Origin of the sequence: Kitasatospora sp. NPDC059599 (assembly GCF_042735125.1) — a bacterium.
Lineage (GTDB): Bacteria > Actinomycetota > Actinomycetes > Streptomycetales > Streptomycetaceae > Kitasatospora.
In genome coordinates, this window is the sequence record NZ_JBHWCL010000174.1 from 1 (window position 1) to 19,514 (window position 19,514).

The 19,514-nt window shown below is 71.2% G+C and carries 15 protein-coding genes; 3 read left to right on the top strand and 12 right to left on the bottom strand.

Features of this window, described 5'->3' with window-relative positions; translation table 11 throughout:
• Positions 1-226 precede the first annotated feature (226 nt).
• The 9 genes from ACFV04_RS38085 to ACFV04_RS38125 all read right to left on the bottom strand — a co-directional run bounded on the left by ACFV04_RS38085 (position 227) and on the right by ACFV04_RS38125 (position 10,772).
• The gene (locus tag ACFV04_RS38085; protein WP_360262092.1) at positions 227-1,750 is read right to left on the bottom strand and encodes a CoA-acylating methylmalonate-semialdehyde dehydrogenase; all 1,524 of its coding nucleotides are present in this window, start codon (positions 1,748-1,750) and stop codon (positions 227-229) included.
• Between the two features lie 228 nt (positions 1,751-1,978).
• A complete protein-coding gene (locus ACFV04_RS38090; RefSeq protein WP_380349525.1) occupies positions 1,979-2,875 on the bottom strand; it encodes a nucleotidyl transferase AbiEii/AbiGii toxin family protein in 897 nt (298 codons plus the stop codon).
• A gap of 49 nt (positions 2,876-2,924) precedes the next feature.
• Positions 2,925-3,356 (bottom strand): bifunctional DNA primase/polymerase, encoded by a 432-nt coding sequence (locus ACFV04_RS38095; protein ID WP_380349528.1) that lies wholly within the window; start codon positions 3,354-3,356, stop codon positions 2,925-2,927.
• A 231-nt stretch (positions 3,357-3,587) separates the two neighbouring features.
• Positions 3,588-4,982 (bottom strand): NAD(P)/FAD-dependent oxidoreductase, encoded by a 1,395-nt coding sequence (locus ACFV04_RS38100; RefSeq protein WP_380349530.1) that lies wholly within the window; start codon positions 4,980-4,982, stop codon positions 3,588-3,590.
• A 61-nt stretch (positions 4,983-5,043) separates the two neighbouring features.
• A complete protein-coding gene (locus tag ACFV04_RS38105; RefSeq protein WP_360262088.1) occupies positions 5,044-5,847 on the bottom strand; it encodes an ABC transporter permease in 804 nt (267 codons plus the stop codon).
• Entirely contained in the window at positions 5,847-6,773 is a 927-nt protein-coding gene (locus tag ACFV04_RS38110; RefSeq protein WP_380349533.1) for an ABC transporter permease, read from the bottom strand. Before ACFV04_RS38110 ends, ACFV04_RS38105 begins: the two co-directional genes overlap by 1 nt.
• Positions 6,770-7,912, bottom strand: a complete 1,143-nt coding sequence (locus ACFV04_RS38115; RefSeq protein ID WP_380349536.1) for an ABC transporter ATP-binding protein — start codon at positions 7,910-7,912, stop codon at positions 6,770-6,772. The genes ACFV04_RS38110 and ACFV04_RS38115 overlap by 4 nt, the downstream gene beginning before the upstream one ends.
• A 40-nt stretch (positions 7,913-7,952) precedes the next feature.
• A complete protein-coding gene (locus ACFV04_RS38120) occupies positions 7,953-9,203 on the bottom strand; it encodes a spermidine/putrescine ABC transporter substrate-binding protein (protein ID WP_380349539.1) in 1,251 nt (416 codons plus the stop codon).
• 57 nt (positions 9,204-9,260) lie between these two features.
• Positions 9,261-10,772, bottom strand: coding sequence for a gamma-aminobutyraldehyde dehydrogenase (locus tag ACFV04_RS38125; RefSeq protein WP_360262084.1), 1,512 nt, complete (start codon positions 10,770-10,772; stop codon positions 9,261-9,263).
• Between the two features lie 387 nt (positions 10,773-11,159).
• On the opposite strand from ACFV04_RS38125, the gene ACFV04_RS38130 reads away from it, so the two are divergent.
• Positions 11,160-12,815, top strand: a complete 1,656-nt coding sequence (locus ACFV04_RS38130; RefSeq protein WP_360262083.1) for a PucR family transcriptional regulator ligand-binding domain-containing protein — start codon at positions 11,160-11,162, stop codon at positions 12,813-12,815.
• 97 nt (positions 12,816-12,912) lie between these two features.
• On the opposite strand, the gene ACFV04_RS38135 is transcribed toward ACFV04_RS38130, so the two are convergent.
• The 3 genes from ACFV04_RS38135 to ACFV04_RS38145 all read right to left on the bottom strand — a co-directional run bounded on the left by ACFV04_RS38135 (position 12,913) and on the right by ACFV04_RS38145 (position 17,349).
• Positions 12,913-14,115, bottom strand: coding sequence for a spermidine/putrescine ABC transporter substrate-binding protein (locus ACFV04_RS38135; RefSeq protein WP_380535571.1), 1,203 nt, complete (start codon positions 14,113-14,115; stop codon positions 12,913-12,915).
• Positions 14,116-14,186: 71 nt separating this feature from the next.
• Entirely contained in the window at positions 14,187-15,545 is a 1,359-nt protein-coding gene (locus ACFV04_RS38140) for an aspartate aminotransferase family protein (RefSeq protein ID WP_380349545.1), read from the bottom strand.
• Between the two features lie 328 nt (positions 15,546-15,873).
• Entirely contained in the window at positions 15,874-17,349 is a 1,476-nt protein-coding gene (locus ACFV04_RS38145; protein WP_380349547.1) for a gamma-aminobutyraldehyde dehydrogenase, read from the bottom strand.
• 268 nt (positions 17,350-17,617) lie between these two features.
• On the opposite strand from ACFV04_RS38145, the gene ACFV04_RS38150 reads away from it, so the two are divergent.
• Together ACFV04_RS38150 and ACFV04_RS38155 are read left to right on the top strand one after the other, a co-directional pair.
• A complete protein-coding gene (locus tag ACFV04_RS38150) occupies positions 17,618-18,091 on the top strand; it encodes an Lrp/AsnC family transcriptional regulator (protein ID WP_030243538.1) in 474 nt (157 codons plus the stop codon).
• Positions 18,088-19,482, top strand: a complete 1,395-nt coding sequence (locus tag ACFV04_RS38155) for an aspartate aminotransferase family protein (protein ID WP_360262079.1) — start codon at positions 18,088-18,090, stop codon at positions 19,480-19,482. The genes ACFV04_RS38150 and ACFV04_RS38155 overlap by 4 nt, the downstream gene beginning before the upstream one ends.
• The last annotated feature ends 32 nt before the right edge of the window (positions 19,483-19,514 follow it).

Genomic DNA, 19,514 nt, shown 5'->3' on the forward strand with positions numbered 1-19,514 from the left:
AGGAACCGAGCCACGACGCAGAAATGCGAACGCAACCCAGCCCGAACCTGGGAAGTGGTGTTTCAGAGGATTGGCCGCCCCGGGACCGTCCGCGCAGACGCGTGTCCGGTGCTCCCTGCCGAGCAGCTCGAAGAACTCTACGCGCTTCGGCGCCGGGATGCAAACGGCAGGCAAACGAACGCCGGCCGGACCCCGGGGAGAGGGGTCCGGCCGGCGAGGCTCGGGCTCAGCTGTTGGTGGGGAAGCCGAGGTTGATGCCGCCGTGCGACGGGTCCAGCCAGCGCTGGGTCACGGCCTTGCCCCGGGTGAAGAACTGGACGCCGTCCGGGCCGTACGCGTGGGCGTCACCGAACAGCGAGGCCTTCCAGCCGCCGAAGGAGTAGTAGGCGACCGGCACCGGGATCGGCACGTTGATGCCGACCATGCCGACCTCCACCTCGAACTGGAAGCGCCGGGCCGCGCCTCCGTCGTTGGTGAAGAGGGCGGTGCCGTTGCCGTACGGGTTGGCGTTGATCAGTGCCAGGCCCTCGTCGTAGGAGGCGACGCGCACGACCGAGAGGACCGGGCCGAAGATCTCGTCGTTGTAGACGGACATGCCGGGCTTCACGTGGTCGAACAGCGTCGGGCCGAGCCAGAAGCCGTCTGCGGTCGGGGTGCCGTCCTTGTCCTCGGCGGTGACCGGGTGCTTGCGGCCGTCCACGGCGAGCTCGGCACCGTCGGCGACGCCGGACTCCACGTAGGAGGTGACCTTGTCGCGGTGCTGGCCGGTGACCAGCGGGCCCATCTCGGAGTCGCCGTTGCACCCGGGGCCGACCTTGAGGGTGGCGACCCGCTGCTTGATCTTCTCGACCAGCTCGTCGCCGATCGGGTCGACGGCGACCAGGACGGACACCGCCATGCAGCGCTCGCCGGCCGCGCCGAAGCCGGCGTTGACGGCGGCGTCGGCGGCGAGGTCCAGGTCGGCGTCGGGCAGGACCAGCATGTGGTTCTTGGCGCCGCCCAGGGCCTGTACGCGCTTCCCGTAGCGGGTGCCGGTCTCGTAGACGTAGCGGGCGATCGGGGTGGAGCCGACGAAGCTGACGGACTTGATGTCCGGGTGCTCCAGCAGGCGGTCGACGGCGGCCTTGTCACCGTGGACGACGTTGAAGACGCCGTCCGGCAGGCCGGCCTCCTTCCACAGTCCGGCGAGGAAGTTGGCGGCGGACGGGTCCTTCTCCGAGGGCTTCACCACGACGGTGTTGCCGGCCGCGATGGCGATCGGGAAGAACCACATCGGCACCATGGCCGGGAAGTTGAACGGCGAGATGATCGCGACGGGGCCGAGCGGCTGGCGGATCGAGTAGACGTCGATGCCGGTGGAGGCCTGCTCGGTGAAGCCGCCCTTGATGAGCTGGGGGATCCCGCAGGCGTACTCGACGACCTCCAGGCCGCGGGCGATCTCGCCGAGGGCGTCGGAGTGCACCTTGCCGTGTTCCGCCACGATGATCGAGGCCAGCTCGTCGCGACGGGCGTTCAGCAGCTCGCGGAAGGCGAAGAGCACCGTCGACCGCTTGGCGACCGAGGCGGTGCGCCACTCGGCGAAGGCCGAGGCGGCGGCGGCCACGGCCTGGTCGACCTCGGCGATGCCGGCGAAGTCGACCTGGCCCGCGACCTGGCCCGTGGCCGGGTCGAAGATGTCACCACGACGGGGCGCCGCGCCGGCGGTGGCGACCGGCTTGCCGCCGATCCAGTGAATGATGTGCTTGCTCAAGGTCCGTCTGCCTCCGAAGTCCCGGGCGGCGTCCTGCCACCGGTCCGGTCTGGCGCCGCCCGCGGGTGGGCCGGGCGACGGAAATTCACGGGGCTACCGCGCTCTTCTCCCAGTGTGGTCCCGGTTCCGGCCCGGCTCAACGAACAGGCTGACGGGGATCTCGGATTCAGCCTTACAGGTCGTCCGGTCGCTACTCCGAACGCCTCTCCGCCCCGCCCGGAACGCGGCTCAGGCTTCTTCGTCCTCCGATGACCGGCCCTCCGACGACGGGCCTCCCGGTGACAGGCCCTCCGACGACCGGCCCTCCCGGGTTCGGCCCTCGAACGCGCCCGCCGAGAACGGATCGTCCGGCGAGAGATCGTCCTGCACCGACTCCTCCAGGTACGGATCGTGCAGGCCGTCCGCCGCCTCCTGGGTCTCCAGCAGATCCAGCCGCAGGTCCTGTGCCCACGCCAGCGCCCAGCGCTTCAGCCCGTCCACCTCGCCGGCCGGGACGCCCCGGGCGCGGAACCGCCCGTCCGCCGCCTCGGCGAGCGTCTCCAGCCGGTCGGCGAGCGCCGCGAGCTGGAGGTCCTGGTCCAACTCCTTGGCCAGGGCGATCAGTTCGCCCTCCCGGTAGCAGCGGGTGAGGGCGTGGACGTCGACCAGGTCGCGCGGCATGCCCCGGTCCACGAGCAGCGCGGTGGTCAGTGCCGCGGCGTCCTCCAGGGCGACGACCGGCAGCACCACCGGCGGCTCGTCCGGCCCGGGCGCGCCGAGGTCGAGGCGGACCGGCCGGTGGCCCAGCGGTTCCTTGCGCAGTTCCACCGAGTGCGTCCGGCCGCCCAGCGCCAGCCGGACGGTGAGCTGCTCCAGCCGCGGGGTGCCCGGGCGTTCGGCCACCCCGCCGCCGGCCGCCCGGTACGCCTCGGACAGCGCGTCGGCGACCTCCGGCAGGTCGGCGCCGCCGGTCGCCAGGGTGAGCCCGTCCTGTGTGCAGGCCGTGACGCCGTGGGCGCGCAGCGCGTGCCCGCCGGCCAGGGCGAGGCCGTACCGGACGCAGACCGGCGCGGCCAGGCCGGCCAGTCGCAGCTGGGCGGGGCCCGGGCGGAGGGCCGCGTCGACGGTGTGCGGGGCGGTGGTCACGCCTCCAGTCTGACGCGACCGCCCGCCCGGCGCGCCACCGCCGCCGCGCTCACCACCCGCCGAGGCCAGCCGCCGCCTCGTGCAGGGCGAGTTCCAGCAGCACCGGGTCGTTGAGCCGCCCGGAGCCGTCCGGCGGGACGAGCCAGCGCACGCCGCGGCTGCTGCGCTCGGGGTGCGGAACGACGATCCAGGTGCCGTCGCCCGCGCCGCGCACGCCCGTGCCGACCCAGCGGGCGGCGGTGCCGACCGGTACCAGGAAGGTGACGTGCTCCTCGCCGAAGTCGGTGAGGACCGGGCCGCGGGTGCCGGTGGCCAGGACGTCCAGCGCCGGGCGCCCGAGCCGGCCGGGGACGGACAGCACGTCCCAGCGGCGGCCGGCCGGTAGCAGCATCAGGCCCAGCCCGGTGCGCTCCCACTGTTCCCGGAAGGATTCCGGGTCCGGTGCCGCTTGGGCGAGCCAGTGCAGTCCGGTGCTCTCCATGTCTGTCCCCGCTCCTTGCCGTTCGTCCTGTTCGGGCCCGGCGGGGAAGACCGAGACCCGCCGTCACCAAGGAGAGGCGGACGGCGGGTCCCTCTTACACGGGTCCGGGCACCGACGGGTCGGCTGCACGGCGCCGGCAGTCGAACGGGGCCGGCTGCACGGGCCCGACGGCCGAACGGTGTCGAGAACCGAACGGGGTCGAGGTCCGAACGGGGCACAGGACCGAACGGGTCAGCTGTCGAAGCCCAGCCCCAGGCGGTCGAGCGTGCGCAGCCAGAGGTTGCGGTGGCCCCCGTTGCGGTCGGCCCGCTCCAGCGACCGGGTGGTGATCTCGATCCCGGCCCAGCGCACCGGCTCGGGCGGGAACGGCAGCGGCTTGCTGCGGACCATCTCCAGCGAGGTGCGCTCGGTGCGCTCGCCGGCCAGCAGGTCGAGCATCACCTCGGCACCGAAGCGGGTCGCGCCGACGCCGAGCCCGGTGTACCCGACCGCGTAGGCGACCTTGCCCCGGTACGCGGTGTCGAAGAACGCCGAGAACCGGCTGCAGGTGTCGATCGCGCCGCCCCAGGCGTTGGTGAAGCGCAGGCCCTCCAGCTGCGGGAAGCAGCGGAAGAAGTTGCCGGCGAGGGTGCGGAAGGTCTCCGGCCGCTGGTCGTACTCGTGCCGGACGTGGCCGCCGTAGTGGTAGACCGCGTCGTAGCCGCCCCAGAGGATCCGGTTGTCGGCGGAGAGCCGGAAGTAGTGGAACTTGTTGGCGCTGTCGCCGAGGCCCTGGCGCCCGCGCCAGCCGATCGAGGCGAGTTGCTCGTCGCTGAGCGGCTCGCTCATCAGCGCGTAGTCGTACACCGGCACGACGTACGGGCGGACCCGCTTGAGCAGGGACGGGAAGACGTTGGTGCCGAGCGCGACCCGGCGGGCGAAGATCCGGCCGTAGGGGGTGCGGGCGGCCATGCCGCTGCCGTGCTCCCGCAGGTCGGTGGCCCGGGTGTGCTCGTGGATCCGTACGCCCTGGCTCAGGCAGGCCTCCTTGAGGCCCCAGGCGAGCTTGGCGGGGTGGACCATCGCCACCCCTTCCTTGTCCCAGAGACCGCCGAGGAAGGTCGGCGAGTCCACCTCGGCGCGCACCTCGTCGGCGTCCAGGACGGTGACGTCGAGGCCGTAGCGGGCGACGGCCTCGGCGACCTCGTGGAGTTCCTCGACCTGGTGGGGCTGGGTGGCGACGTCGATCTCGCCGGTGCGCTCCCACTCGGCGTCGATGCCGTAGCGCTTGAGGGTGGCCTCGATGTCGTCGAGGTTGGCGGCGCCGAGGCGCTCCAGCCGGGCGAGTTCGGACGGCCAGCGGTCCAGGCCGTTGCCGAAGCCGTGGGTGAGGCTGGCCGCGCAGAATCCGCCGTTGCGCCCGGACGCGGCCCACCCGACCTCGTTGCCCTCGACCAGCACGACGTCCAGCGAGGGGTCGCGTTCCTTGGCGATGAGGGCGGTCCACAGGCCGGAGTAGCCGCCGCCGACGACCAGCAGGTCGCAGGTGGTGTCGCCGACCAGGGCGGGCAGCGCCGCCGGCCGACCCGGGTCCTCCAGCCAGAAGGGGGTGGGCCTGGCGTCACTGAGTGCGCGGGCGGAGTCCATGCATTATCAGCCACTTTCTACGGATAGATGTCGTTACCGGCCGCCGCTGACCGACCGTAGGTCAGGCGGTGGCCTTCCTGCGGTTGCCCAGCCACTGACCGACGACGGTCAGCACGACGGCGGCGAGGAACATCGCGGTGCCGATGACGTTCACCTGCACCGGGATGCCGCGCTGCGAGGCGCCCCAGACGAACATCGGGAAGGTGACCGTGGTCGGGCCCGAGTTGAACTGGGTGATGATGAAGTCGTCGAAGGAGAGCGCGAAGCTGAGCAGCGCGCCCGCCGCGATGCCGGGCGCCGCCAGCGGCAGGGTGACCCGCAGGAAGGTCTGGGTGGGGGTCGCGTAGAGGTCCTGGGCGGCCTGTTCGAGCCTCGGGTCCATGCTCATCACGCGCGCCTTGACCGCCGTCACCACGAAGCTGAGGCAGAACATGATGTGCGCGATGAGGATGGTGGTGAAGCCGAAGGGGATGCGCATGTTGAGGAAGAGCGTCCCGAGCGAGGCGGCCATGACCACCTCGGGCATGGCCATCGGCAGGAAGATCATCGCGGTGGTGGCCGAGCGGCCGCGGAAGCGGTAGCGGGCCAGCGCGAAGGCGACCATGGTGCCGAGCACGGTGGCGCCGATCGTGGCGAGCACGGCGATCTGCAGGCTGAGCGAGAGCGACTGGCACATGTCGGCCACGCCGCAGGGGTTCGTCCAGGCGTCGGTGGAGAACTCGTTCCACTCGTAGTTGAACTTGCCCACCGGCTTGTTGAACGAGAAGGCGAGCACGACCAGGTTGGGCAGCACCAGGTAGGCGAGGGCCAGCACGCCAGCCAGGACGACCAGGTGGGCGCGGACCCACTTCAGGATTCGGGACATCAGACCAGATCCTCCGTCCCGGCCTTGCGCATGTAGACCGTCACCATGCCCAGGATCAGGGCCATCAGGATGAAGCTCAGCGCGGCCGCCGTGGGGTAGTCGAGTACGTTCAGGAACTGCTTCTGGATGCCGTTGCCGACCATCTGCTCGCTCGGCGAGCCCAGCAGCTGGGCGTTGATGTAGTCGCCGGAGGCCGGGATGAAGGTCAGCAGGGTGCCCGCGACCACGCCCGGCAGCGAGATCGGGAAGGTGACCTTGCGGAAGGTGGTGAACGGCCGCGCGTAGAGGTCGCCGGCCGCCTCGTGCAGGCGCGGGTCGATCCGCTCCAGCGAGGTGTACAGCGGGAGGATCATGAACGGCAGGAAGTTGTAGGTCAGGCCGCAGACCACCGCGAGCGGCGTGGCCAGCACCCGGTCGCCGGAGGTGAGGCCGACCAGGTTGGTGAGGTCGAGGACGTGCAGGGCGTTCAGCGCGCCGACCACCGGGCCGCCGTCGGACAGGATCGTCTTCCAGGCCAGCGTGCGGATCAGGAAGCTGGTGAAGAACGGCGCGATGACCAGGATCAGGATGACGTTGCGCCAGCGCTTGCTCGCCTTGAAGGCGATCGTGTAGGCGAGCGGGTAGCCGACGGCCAGGCAGAGCACGGTGGCGACGGCGGCGTAGGAGAACGACCGGACGAAGTGCCACTTGTACTCGACCAGGGCGTCCCAGTACGTCGAGAAGTGCCAGGTGACCTTGAAGCCCGCTTCGAGCGAACCGGTCTGCAGCGAGGTGGACGCCTGGTAGACCATCGGGACGGCGAAGAAGACGACCAGCCAGGCAATGCCGGGCAGCAGCAGCCAGTACGCGGTGAGCTTGCGCTTCGGCTTGCGCTCCGCCACCGACGGGATGACTTGGGGCGGCGCGGCCGGGGCGGTGGTGGTCATGCGGCCTCCTCCCCGGTGCCCGCGTCGATCGCCTGTGAGGCGTCCAGGGCGAAGGAGTGCGCCGGGTTCCAGTGCAGCCGGACGGCGGCGCCGGGGACTATCCGGGCGTCGCGCTCCATGTTCTGCTCGAAGACGGTGACCTCCTGGCCGCCGTCGGTGCGCACCACGTACTGGGTGGAGACGCCGATGAAGCTGGAGTCGAGCACCGTGCCGGCCAGCTGGTTGCGGCCGTCGGCGACCTGCTCGGAGGCGTGCGTGATGGTCATCTTCTCGGGTCGCACGCCGAGGTGGACGCGCTTGGCGTCGGTGGCGCAGCGCGCCTTCGGCACGGTGAGGCGGGCGCCGGCCGCGCTCAGCAGCAGGTCGCCGCCGTCGGTGCCGGTGACCTCGGCGGGCAGCAGGTTGGACTGGCCGAGGAAGTTGGCCACGAAGGTGGTGGCGGGGTTCTCGTACAGCTCGGCGGGCGCGCCCAGCTGCTCGACCCGGCCACCGTTCATCACCGCGATGGTGTCGGCCATGGTCATGGCCTCCTCCTGGTCGTGGGTGACGTGCACGAAGGTGATGCCGACCTCGGTCTGGATCCGCTTGAGTTCCAGCTGCATCTGGCGGCGGAGCTTGAGGTCGAGCGCGCCGAGCGGCTCGTCCAGGAGCAGCACCTGCGGGTGGTTGATCAGCGCGCGGGCGACGGCGACGCGCTGCTGCTGGCCGCCGGAGAGCTGGTGCGGCTTGCGCCGGGCGTACTGGCCGAGTTCGACCAGCTCCAGCATGTCCTCGACCTGCTTCTTGACGTCCTTCCTGCCGCGCCGGCGCAGGCCGAAGGCGACGTTCTCGAAGATGTCCAGGTGCGGGAAGAGCGCGTAGCTCTGGAAGACGGTGTTCACCGGCCGCTTGTACGGGGGCAGGGCGGTGACGTCCTGGCCGCCGATCAGGACGGTGCCGCTGGTGGGCTCCTCCAGGCCGGCGATCATGCGCAGGGTGGTGGTCTTGCCGCATCCTGAGGCGCCGAGCAGGGCGAAGAAGGAGCCCTGGGGGACGGTCAGGTCGAGGGGGTGGACGGCGGTGAAGGAGCCGTAGGTCTTGCCGATGCCGGTGAGCCGGACGTCGCCGCCGACGGCCGCGTCGCGCTGCTGGTCTGTCATGGGGTGGTGTCTTCCTGGGGTTCTCGGCCGGGGGTGGGGGTCAGGCGCCGATGAGCTTGGAGAACTTCTGCTCGAAGTCGCTCTCCTCGCTCTCGGTGAGCGTGCGGAACACGTGTGCCTTGGCCGCCATCTCGGGGGTGGGTACGACCAGCGGGTTGGCCGCGGTGTCCGGGGCGAGGGTGGCGAGCTCGTCGTTCATCCCGGTGACGGCGGAAACGAAGCCGATGCCCGCGACCAGTTGCGCCGCGATCTTCGGCTGATAGTAGAAGTCGATCAGCTTTTCCGCGTTCGCCTTGTGCTGCGCCTTGGCCGGAACCAGCATGTTGTCGGTCGAGGAGAGGAAGCCCTTCTCCGGGATGACGAACTCGATGTCCGGGTTGTCGGCGCGCAGTTGGATCAGGTCGCCGCCCCAGGCGATGCAGGCGGCGATGTCACCGGAGGAGAGCTCCTGGCCGTAGTCGTTGCCGGTGAAACGCCGGATCTGCTTGCTGTCGACGGCCTTCTGCAGGCGGGCGATCGCGGCGTCGAAGTCGTCGGCGGTGAACTTCGCCGAGTCCTTGCCCTGGTCCAGCAGCACCATCCCGACGCTGTCGCGCATCTCGGAGAGGAAGGTGACCCGGCCCTTGAGCTCGGGGTCGTCCAGCAGTTGGGAGACGCTGGTGACCTCCTTCCCCTTGGTCGCCTTCTTGTTGTAGGCGACGACGGTCTGGATACCGGCCCACGGGTAGGAGTAGAGCCGGCCCGGGTCCCAGTCGGGGGCGCGGAAGCGCGGGTCGACGGTGGTGATGGCGGTGGTCACGTTCGCCGGGGTGAGCTTCTGCACCCAGCCGAGCCGGATCAGCCGGGCGGCCATCCAGTCGGTGAGCACCATCAGGTCGCGGCCGGTGTCCTGGCCGGAGGCGAGCTGCGGCTTGATCTTGCCGAAGAACTCGACGTTGTCGTTGACGTCCTCGTTGTACTTGACCTTGATCCCGGTGGCCTGGGTGAAGGCCTCCAGGGTGCCGTGCTTCTCCTTGTCGTTCTCGTCGGTGTCGATGTAGAGCGGCCAGTTGGAGAAGGCGACCTCCTTCTCCGTGTCCGAGAGGTCCTTGGCGGCGTTCGCGGTGGAGTCGCCGGTCGCCCGGGGGGCCGCCGGGATCCCGCAGGCGGCCAGGGTGCCCGCCCCAGCGGTGAGGGCGGCGGCGCGCAGCAGGGTGCGGCGGCCGAGTGCGGCCCGGCCGCTGGTCAGGCTGCGCTCCCAGGCCCTGCGGACCGGTTCGGGCAGACCGTCGGTGAGCTCGTTGAACGCCATGGAACGGGCCTCCTGGGGGGAGAAGGGGGGCGTGGGGGAAGTGCCCCGGTCCGGGGGTTATCTGTCTCCGAAGACGGTGCGGTGCCAGTCCTTGCGGGCCACCGCGGTGGTGTCGAACATGACGTGCTTGACCTGGGTGTACTCGTCCAGCGAGTACTGGGACATGTCCTTGCCGTAGCCGGACGCCTTGTAGCCGCCGTGCGGCATCTCGCTGATGATCGGGATGTGGTCGTTGACCCACACGCACCCGGCCGCGATCTCCCGGGTGGCGCGCAGCGAGCGGTGCACGTTGCTCGTCCAGGCGGAGGCGGCCAGGCCGTAGGGGGTGTCGTTGGCCAGCCGGATGCCCTCGTCGTCGCCGTCGAAGGGGAGCACGACCAGCACCGGGCCGAAGACCTCTCCCTGGACGACCTCGCTGTCCTGGGCGGCACCGGTGATCAGGGTGGGCGGGTAGTACGCGCCCCGGGTGAGGTCGTGGCCGTCGTGGCCCTTCTGCGGCACCCGGCCGCCGGTGACGACGGTGGCGTAGCCGCGGGCACGCTCCACGAAGCCGGCCACCCGGTCCCGGTGGGTGTACGAGACCAGCGGGCCGAGGTCGGTGTGCGGGTTCAGCGGGTCGCCGATCCGGATCGCCGCGAACAGCTCGGCCACCCCCGCCACGAAGGCGTCGTACAGCGGGCGCTGGACGTACGCGCGGGTGGCGGCGGTGCAGTCCTGGCCGCCGTTGATCAGCGAGGCGGCGACGGCGCCGTGCACGGCGGCGTCCAGGTCGGCGTCGTCGAAGACCACGAACGGGGCCTTGCCGCCGAGCTCCAGGTGGGTGCGCTTGACGCTCGCGGTGGCGATCTCGGCGACCCGCCTGCCGACCGCGGTGGAACCGGTGAAGGAGACCATCGCGACGTCCGGGTGCCCGACCAGGTGCTCGCCGGCGGTCCGGCCGGCGCCGGTGACCACGTTGACCACGCCGTCCGGGATGCCCGCCGCCGTGCACGCCTCGGCGAACATCAGCGAGGTCAGCGGGGTCAGTTCGGCGGGCTTGAGGACGATGGTGTTGCCCGCGGCGATCGCCGGGAGGATCTTCCAGGCGGCCATCTGCAGCGGGTAGTTCCACGGCGAGATCGAGCCGACGACGCCGACCGCCTCGCGCCGCACGTACGAGGTGTGGTCGCCGGAGTACTCCCCCGCCGCCTTGCCCTCCAGGTTGCGGGCGGCGCCGGCGAAGAACGCGGCGTTGTCGATGGTGCCGGGGACGTCGAACTCGGTGGCCAGCTTGACCGGCTTGCCGGTCTGCGCGGTCTCCACCCGGGCGAGGTCGCCGCAGGCGTCGGTCAGCACGGCGGCCAGCCGGGTGAGCGCCTCGGAGCGCGCCCCGGGAGTGGCCGAGGACCAGCCGGGCAGGGCCGCCCTCGCGGCGGCGACGGCCGCGTCGACGTCCTCGGTGGTGGCCAGGGCGACCTGCTCGACCACGCTGCCGTCGGCGGGGTTGACGACCTGGAAGGGCTCGCCGCGCCCCCGGGTCCGGCGGCCCGCGATGTGCTGCGCCCCGGCGCCGAAGTCGGTCAGGTCCATCTGGTTCCTCCAAGTGCCGGTGGTACGACTGAGCGACGGAGCGCCGCCCCCGAGGTGGGGGTCTGCGGGGGCGGGAGTCCGTCCTGTCGATCATCGGGGTTGCGCGATCCTGGCAGTCCGGCTGGCACCGGACAAGGGATTCCACGGTTGCGTTCCGGTCACCGCGACGGAATCCGGCGTGGGGTCGGTTATCCGCCACAGCCGACCCGCTGACCATGCCCGGTGCCGCCGGGGCGTGACAAGGGTCACTGCGACAATCTCGGCACGAAGGGCCTTACAGGGTGCAAGGGTCCCGGCAGGGCGACAGGTCGTCGCGGGGATGGATGATTCACCTGACACTCTGATCACCCCGTCCCCACTCCGGCCCCCCGGCCATGGAGGCCCGCGATGCTCCCCACCGTCGCCCGAGTACTCGACCTGGAGGTGATGCGGCGTGGCCTCCCCCAGGTCGTGGCCGGCGCCGACCACCTGGAGCGGCCGGTCCGCTGGGTCCACGTCAGCGAACTGCCCGACGTCGCCGGGATGCTCCGGGGCGGCGAGCTGGTGCTGACCACCGGCATCGCGCTGCCCGAGGACCGCGCGGGCCTGGCCCGCTACGTCCACGACCTGGACGAGGTCGGGGTGGCCGGCCTGGTCGTCGAGTTCGGGCGGCGCTACTTCGACGCGCTCCCCCGCGCCCTGGTGAACGCCGCCGAACAGCGCGGGCTGCCGCTGATCACGCTCCGCCGCGAACTGCGGTTCGTCGCCGTCACCGAGGCCGTGCACGCCCTGGTGGTCAACGCCCAGTTGGAGCAGCTGCGCGTGTCGGAGTCCGTCCACCAGGTCTTCAACGAGCTGGTGGTGGAGGGCGCCGAGCCGCCCGAGGTGATCCGGCAGGTGGCCCGGATGGCGGGCGGGCCGGTCGTCCTGGAGAACCTGGCCCACCAGGTGCTCGCCCACGACGCCGCCGGGCGTCCGGAGGCCGAGGTGCTGGAGGACTGGGAGCGCCGCTCGCGCGGGGTCCGTCCGGCCGGACGCACCGGCCACGACCCGCGCAGCGGCTGGCTGGTCACCACCGTCGGCGCCCGCGGCCAGGACTGGGGCCGGCTGGTGCTGGTCCAGGACCCCGGCCCGCTGCCCGAGGGCGAGGCCCACCCGCACACCATGCTGCTGGAGCGCGGCGCCTCCGCGCTGGCACTCAACCGGCTGGTGGTCCGCGACCGGGAGAGCCTGGAGCGGCAGACCCACCGCACCCTGCTCTCCGGCATCCTCACCCACGCGCTGACCGTCTCCGAGGCGGCGCTGCGCGCCCAGGCGCTCGGCGTCCCGCTGGAGGGCCGCCGGCTGGTCGGCGTGGTGCTGCGGCAGCGGCGCGGGCCGATCCCGGCCGCGCTGGAGGCCCAGGCCCGGCTGCGCGACTTCACCGAGCTGGCCGCGGGCGCGGTCCGGGCCTGCCGGCTCTCCGCCCTGGTCGGCGCGCTGGACGACGAGGCCGTCGGACTGCTGATCGCGCTCGGCCCCCAGCAGGACGAGCACGCCGCGCTGGACTCCCTCTCGGCCGCCCTGCGCCGGATGTCCGCCGAGGCCGGCCGGGAGGGCGCCGACCCGGCGGGTCCGGTGGTCGCCGTCGGTTCATCGGTCGGCTCGGTCCGCGACGCCCGGCGCACCCTGCTGGAGGCCACCCAGGTCGCCGACGCCGCCCTGCACGACGTGCCCGGCGGCGGCCGCAGCTCCTCCTACTACCGGCTGCCGGACGTGCGGCTGCGCGGCCTGCTCCACCTGCTGCGCGACGACGCCCGGCTGCAGACCTACGTGGAGCGCGAGCTGGGCCCGCTGCTGGCGCACGACGCCGAGCACAACGGCCAGTTGGTGCAGATGCTGCGGATCTACCTGGAGCAGGGCCGGAACAAGTCGGCCGCGGCGGACGCCGCGCACCTGTCCCGGCCGTCCTTCTACGACCGGCTGCACAAGGTCGAGCGGATCCTCGGCGTCGACCTCGACCAGGTCGAGTCCTGCCTCTCCCTGCACGTCGCCCTGCTCGCCCTGGACGCCGTGCGGCGCTAGGTGTACTGACCTGTCCGGCCGGTGGCGCGCCCGGCGGTCACCCGCCGGTGACGCGCCCGCGCGGTCCTCCCGTCCGAGGTCGGCACGCCCCGCGTCCTCACACGCCGGTGATGCGCCCCCAGACCTTGTGCAGTCGGGGCCGCTCGGCCGAGGTGACGTCGCGCATGGTGCGCAGCCGGGCGCGCATCTCCTCGGTCGGGAAGACCAGCGGGTTCTCGGCGAGTTCGGCCTTCTCCTTGTCGCCGCTGGCCGCCAGCACCTCGCGGGCGGCCGGCACCGGACAGATGTACTGGACGAACGCCGCGAGCTCCGCGGCCACCTCGGGCCGGTAGTAGTAGTCGACCAGCAGTTCGGCATTGCGCTTGTGGACGGCGCGGTTGGGGATCATCAGGCTCTCCGCCCACAGCTCGCCGCCCTCCTCCGGCACCACGAACTCGATGTCCGGGTTCTCGGCGGTGAGCTGGACCGCGTCGCCGGAGTAGGCCTGGCAGGCGAGCGCCGCGCCGGAGGCGAGGTCGCTGGTGTAGTCGTTGCCGGTGAAACGGCGGACGTGGCCGGTGTCCACCATCTTCTGCACCAGGTCCATCGCCTTGTCCGCGTCGTCGTCGGTGAACGCCGCGATGTCCGCGCCCTGGGAGAGCATCAGCAGCCCGATCGCCTCGTCCAGGCCGGCGAACAACGTGACCCGCCCCTTGAGTTCGGGCGCCCACAGGTCGGCGGTGGACCTGATCTCCCGGCCGAGGGCCTTGCGGTTGTACGCGATGCCGGTGATCCCGGACTGCCACGGCACGCTGCGCCGGCGCCCGGGGTCGAAGGCCGGGTTCGCGAGCTGCGGGTCCAGGTTGGCGCTGACGTTGGGGAGGTTGGCCCGGTCCATGGCCTGCACCCAGCCCAGCGAGACGTACCGGCCGGCCATCCAGTCGCTGATCACCATCAGGTCGCGGCCGGGGTCGGCGCCCTGGGTGAGCACCGGGCTGATCTTGCCGAAGAACTCGTCGTTGTCGTTGATGTCCTCGGTGTAGGCGACCTCGATCCCGCTCTGCTCGCTGAAGGCGTCCAGGGTCGGGCGCCCGCCCCGGTCGTCGGTGTCGATGTACTGCGTCCAGTTGGAGAAGACGAGCCGCTTGTCGCTCTCCGACCGGTCCGGTGCCGAGCGGCGGTCCTCGGCGACGTACGCGGACGGGATCCCGCAGCCGGTCAGCGTGCCGGCACCGAGCAGCGTGGCCCCGCCGAGCACGGAACGCCGGCGCAGGGAGAGCGGGTTGGACGGACGACGGGTCAGGGTGGAGCTGCTGGGCATGGGGAACCTTCCGGAACGTGGGACGGCCCCGGACACACGCACGGGTGCCCGGGGCCGTCCTGGTAGGTACGTCAGACAGTGTGCGCGTCGGTGAGCGACAGCACCTCGTCCAGCACCGCGAGGCCGGTCTTGGCCTCCTCCTCGGTGACGGTGCACGGCGGGACGACGTGGAAGCGGTTCATGTTGACGAACGGCCAGAGCCCGCGCTGCTTGCAGGCGGCGGCCAGCTCGGCCATCGGCGCGTTGGCGGCACCGGCGGCGTTGTACGGCACCAGCGGCTCGCGGGTCCCGCGGTCCTTCACCAGGTCGAGCGCCCAGAACACGCCCAGGCCGCGGACCTCGCCGATCGACGGGTGCCGCTCGGCCAGCTCGCGCAGGCCGGGGCCGAGCACGGTCTCGCCGATGTGCTTGGCGTTCTCGACGATGCCCTCCTCCGCCATCGTGTCGATGGTCGCCACCGCGGAGGCGCAGGCCAGCGGGTGGCCGGAGTAGGTGAGCCCGCCGGGGAAGGCGCGTTCGGCGAAGGTGGCCGCGATCTCGGCGCTGATCGCCACGCCGCCCAGCGGCACGTAGCCGGAGTTGACGCCCTTGGCGAAGGTCAGCAGGTCCGGGGTGACGCCCCAGTGGTCGGCGGCGAACCACTCGCCGGTGCGGCCGAAGCCGGCCATCACCTCGTCGAGGATGAACACGATGCCGTGGCGGTCGCAGATCTCCCGCACCCCGGCCAGGTAGCCGGGCGGCGGGACCAGGACGCCCGCGGTGCCGACCACGGTCTCCAGGATGACCGCCGCGACGGTGCCCGGCCCCTCGAACGCGATCACCTCCTCCAGGTGCCGCAGCGCACGCTCGCACTCCTGTGCCTCGTTCTCGGCGTGGAAGTTGGAGCGGTAGGCGTACGGGCCCCAGAAGTGCACCACGCCGGAGACGCCGGTCTCGTTGGCCCAGCGTCGCGGGTCGCCGGTGAGGGCGATCGCGTTGGCGGTGGCGCCGTGGTACGAGCGGTAGGTGGAGAGGACCTTCTGCCGGCCGGTGTGCAGCCGGGCCAGCCGGATGGCGTTCTCGTTGGCCTCGGCGCCGCCGTTGGTGAAGAAGATCTTGTCCAGGTCACCCGGGGTGCGCTCGGCGATCAACCGGGCGGCCTCGCTGCGCGACTCGACCGCGAAGCCGGGCGCGATGGTGCAGAGCTTCGCCGCCTGCTCCTGGATCGCGGCGACCACCTTCGGGTGCTGGTGGCCGATGTTGGTGTTGACCAGCTGCGAGGAGAAGTCCAGGTAGCGGTTGCCGTCGTAGTCCCAGAAGTACGAGCCCTCGGCGCCGGCCACCGCGAGGGGGTCGATCAGCGCCTGGGCGGACCACGAGTGGAAGACGTGCGCGCGGTCGGCGGCCTTGACGGCCTGGCCGGCGGCTGAGTCAGCGGTGGGGATGCTCATGCCGGTAAGGCTAGGGCGGGCCGACCGCGAAGTGCAGATCCATCCTGTCAGTCGGTCGCGCGATCCGTCGACAGGGTGCAAAGGCACAGGGCCCGGGTCGGAAGGACCCGGGCCCTGTGGTCGGTTCGTACGACGCGCAGCACGCCCTGAACGCACCGGACCGCGGTCACACCCCACCAGCGGTCATACCCCACCGATCGGTCATGACCCGCTGGATCGCGGTCATACCCCACCGATCGGTCACGACCCGCTGGATCGCGGTCATACCCCACCGATCGGTCACGACCCGCTGGATCGCGGTCATACCCCACCGATCGGTCACGACCCGCTAGATCGCGGTCATGACGTGCTTCACGCGGGTGTAGTCCTCGAAGCCGTACGCCGACAGGTCCTTGCCGTAGCCGGACTTCTTGAAGCCGCCGTGCGGCATCTCGGCGACCAGCGGGATGTGGGTGTTGATCCAGACGCAGCCGAAGTCCAGGCGGCGCGACATCCGCATGGCGCGGGCGTGGTCCTTGGTCCACACCGAGGAGGCCAGCGCGAACTCGACGCCGTTGGCGTACTCGACGGCCTGGTCCTCGTCGGTGAACTTCTGCACGGTGATGACCGGGCCGAAGACCTCGTTCTGGATGATCTCGTCGTCCTGGTTCAGGCCGGAGACGACGGTCGGGGCGTAGAAGTAGCCCTTGTCGCCGACCCGGTGGCCACCGGCCTCGACCTTGGCGTGGGCGGGCAGCCGCTCGATGAAGCCGCTGACCTGCTGCAGCTGGTTGGCGTTGTTCAGCGGGCCGTACAGCACGTCCTCGTCGTCCACGCCACCGGTCTTGGTCTCGGCCGCGGCCTTGGCCAGCGCCTCGACGAAGGCGTCGTGGATCGACTCGTGCACCAGCACGCGGGTGGCGGCGGTGCAGTCCTGGCCGGCGTTGAAGTAGCCCGCCACCGAGATGCCCTCGACGGCCTCGGCGATGTCGGCGTCGTCGAAGACCACGACGGGGGCCTTGCCGCCCAGCTCCAGGTGGACGCGCTTGACGTCCTTGGAGGCCGACTCGGCGACCTGGATGCCGGCCCGGACCGAACCGGTGATGGAGGCCATCGCCGGGGTCTTGTGCTCGACCATCAGCTTGCCGCTCTCGCGGTCGCCGCAGATGACGTTGAAGACGCCGGCCGGCAGGTCCAGGTCCTTGAGGACGCCGCCGATGATCTCGGCGAGCAGCACGGTGGAGGCCGGGGTGGTGTCCGAGGGCTTCAGGACGACGGCGTTGCCCGCCGCGAGGGCCGGGGCGAACTTCCAGACGGCCATCATCATCGGGTAGTTCCACGGCGCGACCTGGGCGCAGACGCCGACCGGCTCGCGGCGGACGATCGAGGTCATCCCGTCCATGTACTCACCGGCGGCCTTGCCCTCCAGCAGGCGGGCGGCACCGGCGAAGAAGCGGATCTGGTCCACCATCGGGCCGATCTCCTCGGAGAGGGTCAGCGCGCGGGGCTTGCCGGTGTTCCGCACCTCGGCGTCGACGATCTCGTCGGCCCGGGCCTCGACCGCGTCGGCGATCTTGAGCAGCAGCTTCTGCCGGGTGCTCGGGGTGGCGTCCCGCCAGATCGGGAACGCAGCGGCGGCGGAGGCCATGGCGGCGTCCACGTCCGCGGCGCCGGACAGCGGCGACGTCGCGTACACCTCGCCGGTGGTCGGGTCGACGATGTCGAGCGTGCGGCCGTCAGCCGCGTCGACGAACTCACCGTTGATGTAGTTGCGCAGCGTGCGAAGGTCGCTCACGGATCTCTCCTCGGTCTGGGCCTGCGGCATTGCAGATTCCGGCGCCATGGTACGTCGGCGGATCCGACGCACGAAGGGTGCCGAGTGGACGGCCCCGAATCGGCGCGGTCCACTGGTGGCGGTACGCACGGCACCTCGCGGGGCCGCGCGCGTACCGTGCCAGGGTAGCCGCAGGACTGCCGGTATCGACAGGACGAGTGCGCGGAAGCAATGAAATCCGTACGTGTCATCCGGGATCACGACGAAATCAGCAGCTTCCACACTTGCGAACGCGGGAGCGATCGGGCACAGTGGCCGCGTGGCCAACCGCGACCGGAACGCCAGCGTTCCCCTCGACGCCGCCTCCAAGGCGATCATCGAGCAGCTCCAGGAGGACGGGCGCCGCCCGTACGCCGCCATCGGCAAGGCCGTCGGCCTGTCCGAGGCAGCCGTACGGCAGCGCGTCCAGAAGCTGCTCGACCAGGGCGTGATGCAGATCGTCGCCGTCACGGACCCGCTCACCGTCGGCTTCACCCGCCAGGCGATGGTCGGGATCCGGGTCGAGGGTGACATCGAGCCCGTCGCCGACGCGCTGGCCGCCCTCGACGAGGTCGACTACGTCGTCTGCACCGCAGGCTCGTTCGATCTCCTGGCCGAACTGGTCTGCGAGGACGACGAGCACCTGCTCGAACTGATCAACAAGCGCATCCGCGCGCTTCCCGGCGTGCGGAGCACCGAGAGCTTCGTTTACCTGAAGCTCCGGAAACAGACCTACACCTGGGGCACCCGATGACAGCCGACCCGGCGCAGAAGGACCTTTCCAAGACCGCCTACGACCACCTGTGGATGCACTTCACCCGCATGTCGTCGTACGAGAACTCCCCCGTGCCGACGATCGTCAGGGGCGAGGGCACCTACGTCTGGGACGACAAGGGGCGGAAGTACCTCGACGGCCTCGCCGGCCTGTTCGTCGTCCAGGCCGGTCACGGCCGCGAGGAGCTCGCCGAGGCCGCCGCCAAGCAGGCCAAGGAGCTCGCCTTCTTCCCGGTGTGGAGCTACGCCCACCCGAAGGCCGTCGAGCTGGCCGAGCGCCTGGCCAACTACGCCCCCGGCGACCTGAACAAGGTCTTCTTCTCCACCGGTGGCGGCGAGGCCGTCGAGACCGCCTGGAAGCTCGCCAAGCAGTACTTCAAGCTGACCGGCAAGCCGACCAAGTACAAGGTCATCTCCCGCGCCGTCGCCTACCACGGCACCCCGCAGGGCGCGCTGTCCATCACCGGCCTGCCGGGCCTGAAGGCCCCGTTCGAGCCGCTGGTGCCGGGCACCCACAAGGCCCCGAACACCAACATCTACCGCGCCCCGGCCTTCCTCGAGGGCCCGGACGGCACGGTCGACCCCGAGGCGTACGGCCGCTGGTGCGCCGACGAGATCGAGGTCGCCATCCTCAACGAGGGCGCCGAGACCGTCGCCGCCGTCTTCGTCGAGCCGGTGCAGAACGCCGGCGGCTGCTTCCCGCCGCCGCCCGGGTACTTCCAGCGCCTGCGCGAGATCTGCGACCGCCACGACGTGCTGCTGGTCTCGGACGAGGTCATCTGCGCCTTCGGCCGCCTCGGCACCATGTTCGGCGCCGACAAGTTCGGCTACCAGCCCGACATGATCACCTGCGCCAAGGGCATGACCTCGGGCTACTCCCCGATCGGCGCCACGATCATCTCGGACCGCCTCGCCGAGCCGTTCTACAAGGGCGACAACACCTTCCTGCACGGCTACACCTTCGGCGGCCACCCGGTCTCCTCCGCCGTGGCGCTGGCCAACCTCGACATCTTCGAGCGCGAGGGCCTGAACCAGCGCGTCCTCGACAACGAGGCCGCCTTCCTGGGCACCCTGGACAAGCTGCGCGACCTGCCGATCGTCGGCGACGTCCGCGGCAACGGGTACTTCTACGGCATCGAGCTCGTGAAGGACAAGGTCACCAAGGAGTCGTTCAACGACGACGAGGTGGAGCGCGTGCTCTACGGCTTCCTGTCGAAGGCCCTCTTCGACAACGGCCTGTACTGCCGCGCCGACGACCGTGGCGACCCGGTCATCCAGCTGGCCCCGCCGCTGATCTCCGACCAGTCGACCTTCGACGAGATCGAGCAGATCCTGCGGACCAGCCTCACCGACGCGTGGGCGAAGATCTGACCTCCTGATCCTCCTTCCCCACCCTCCGCCGA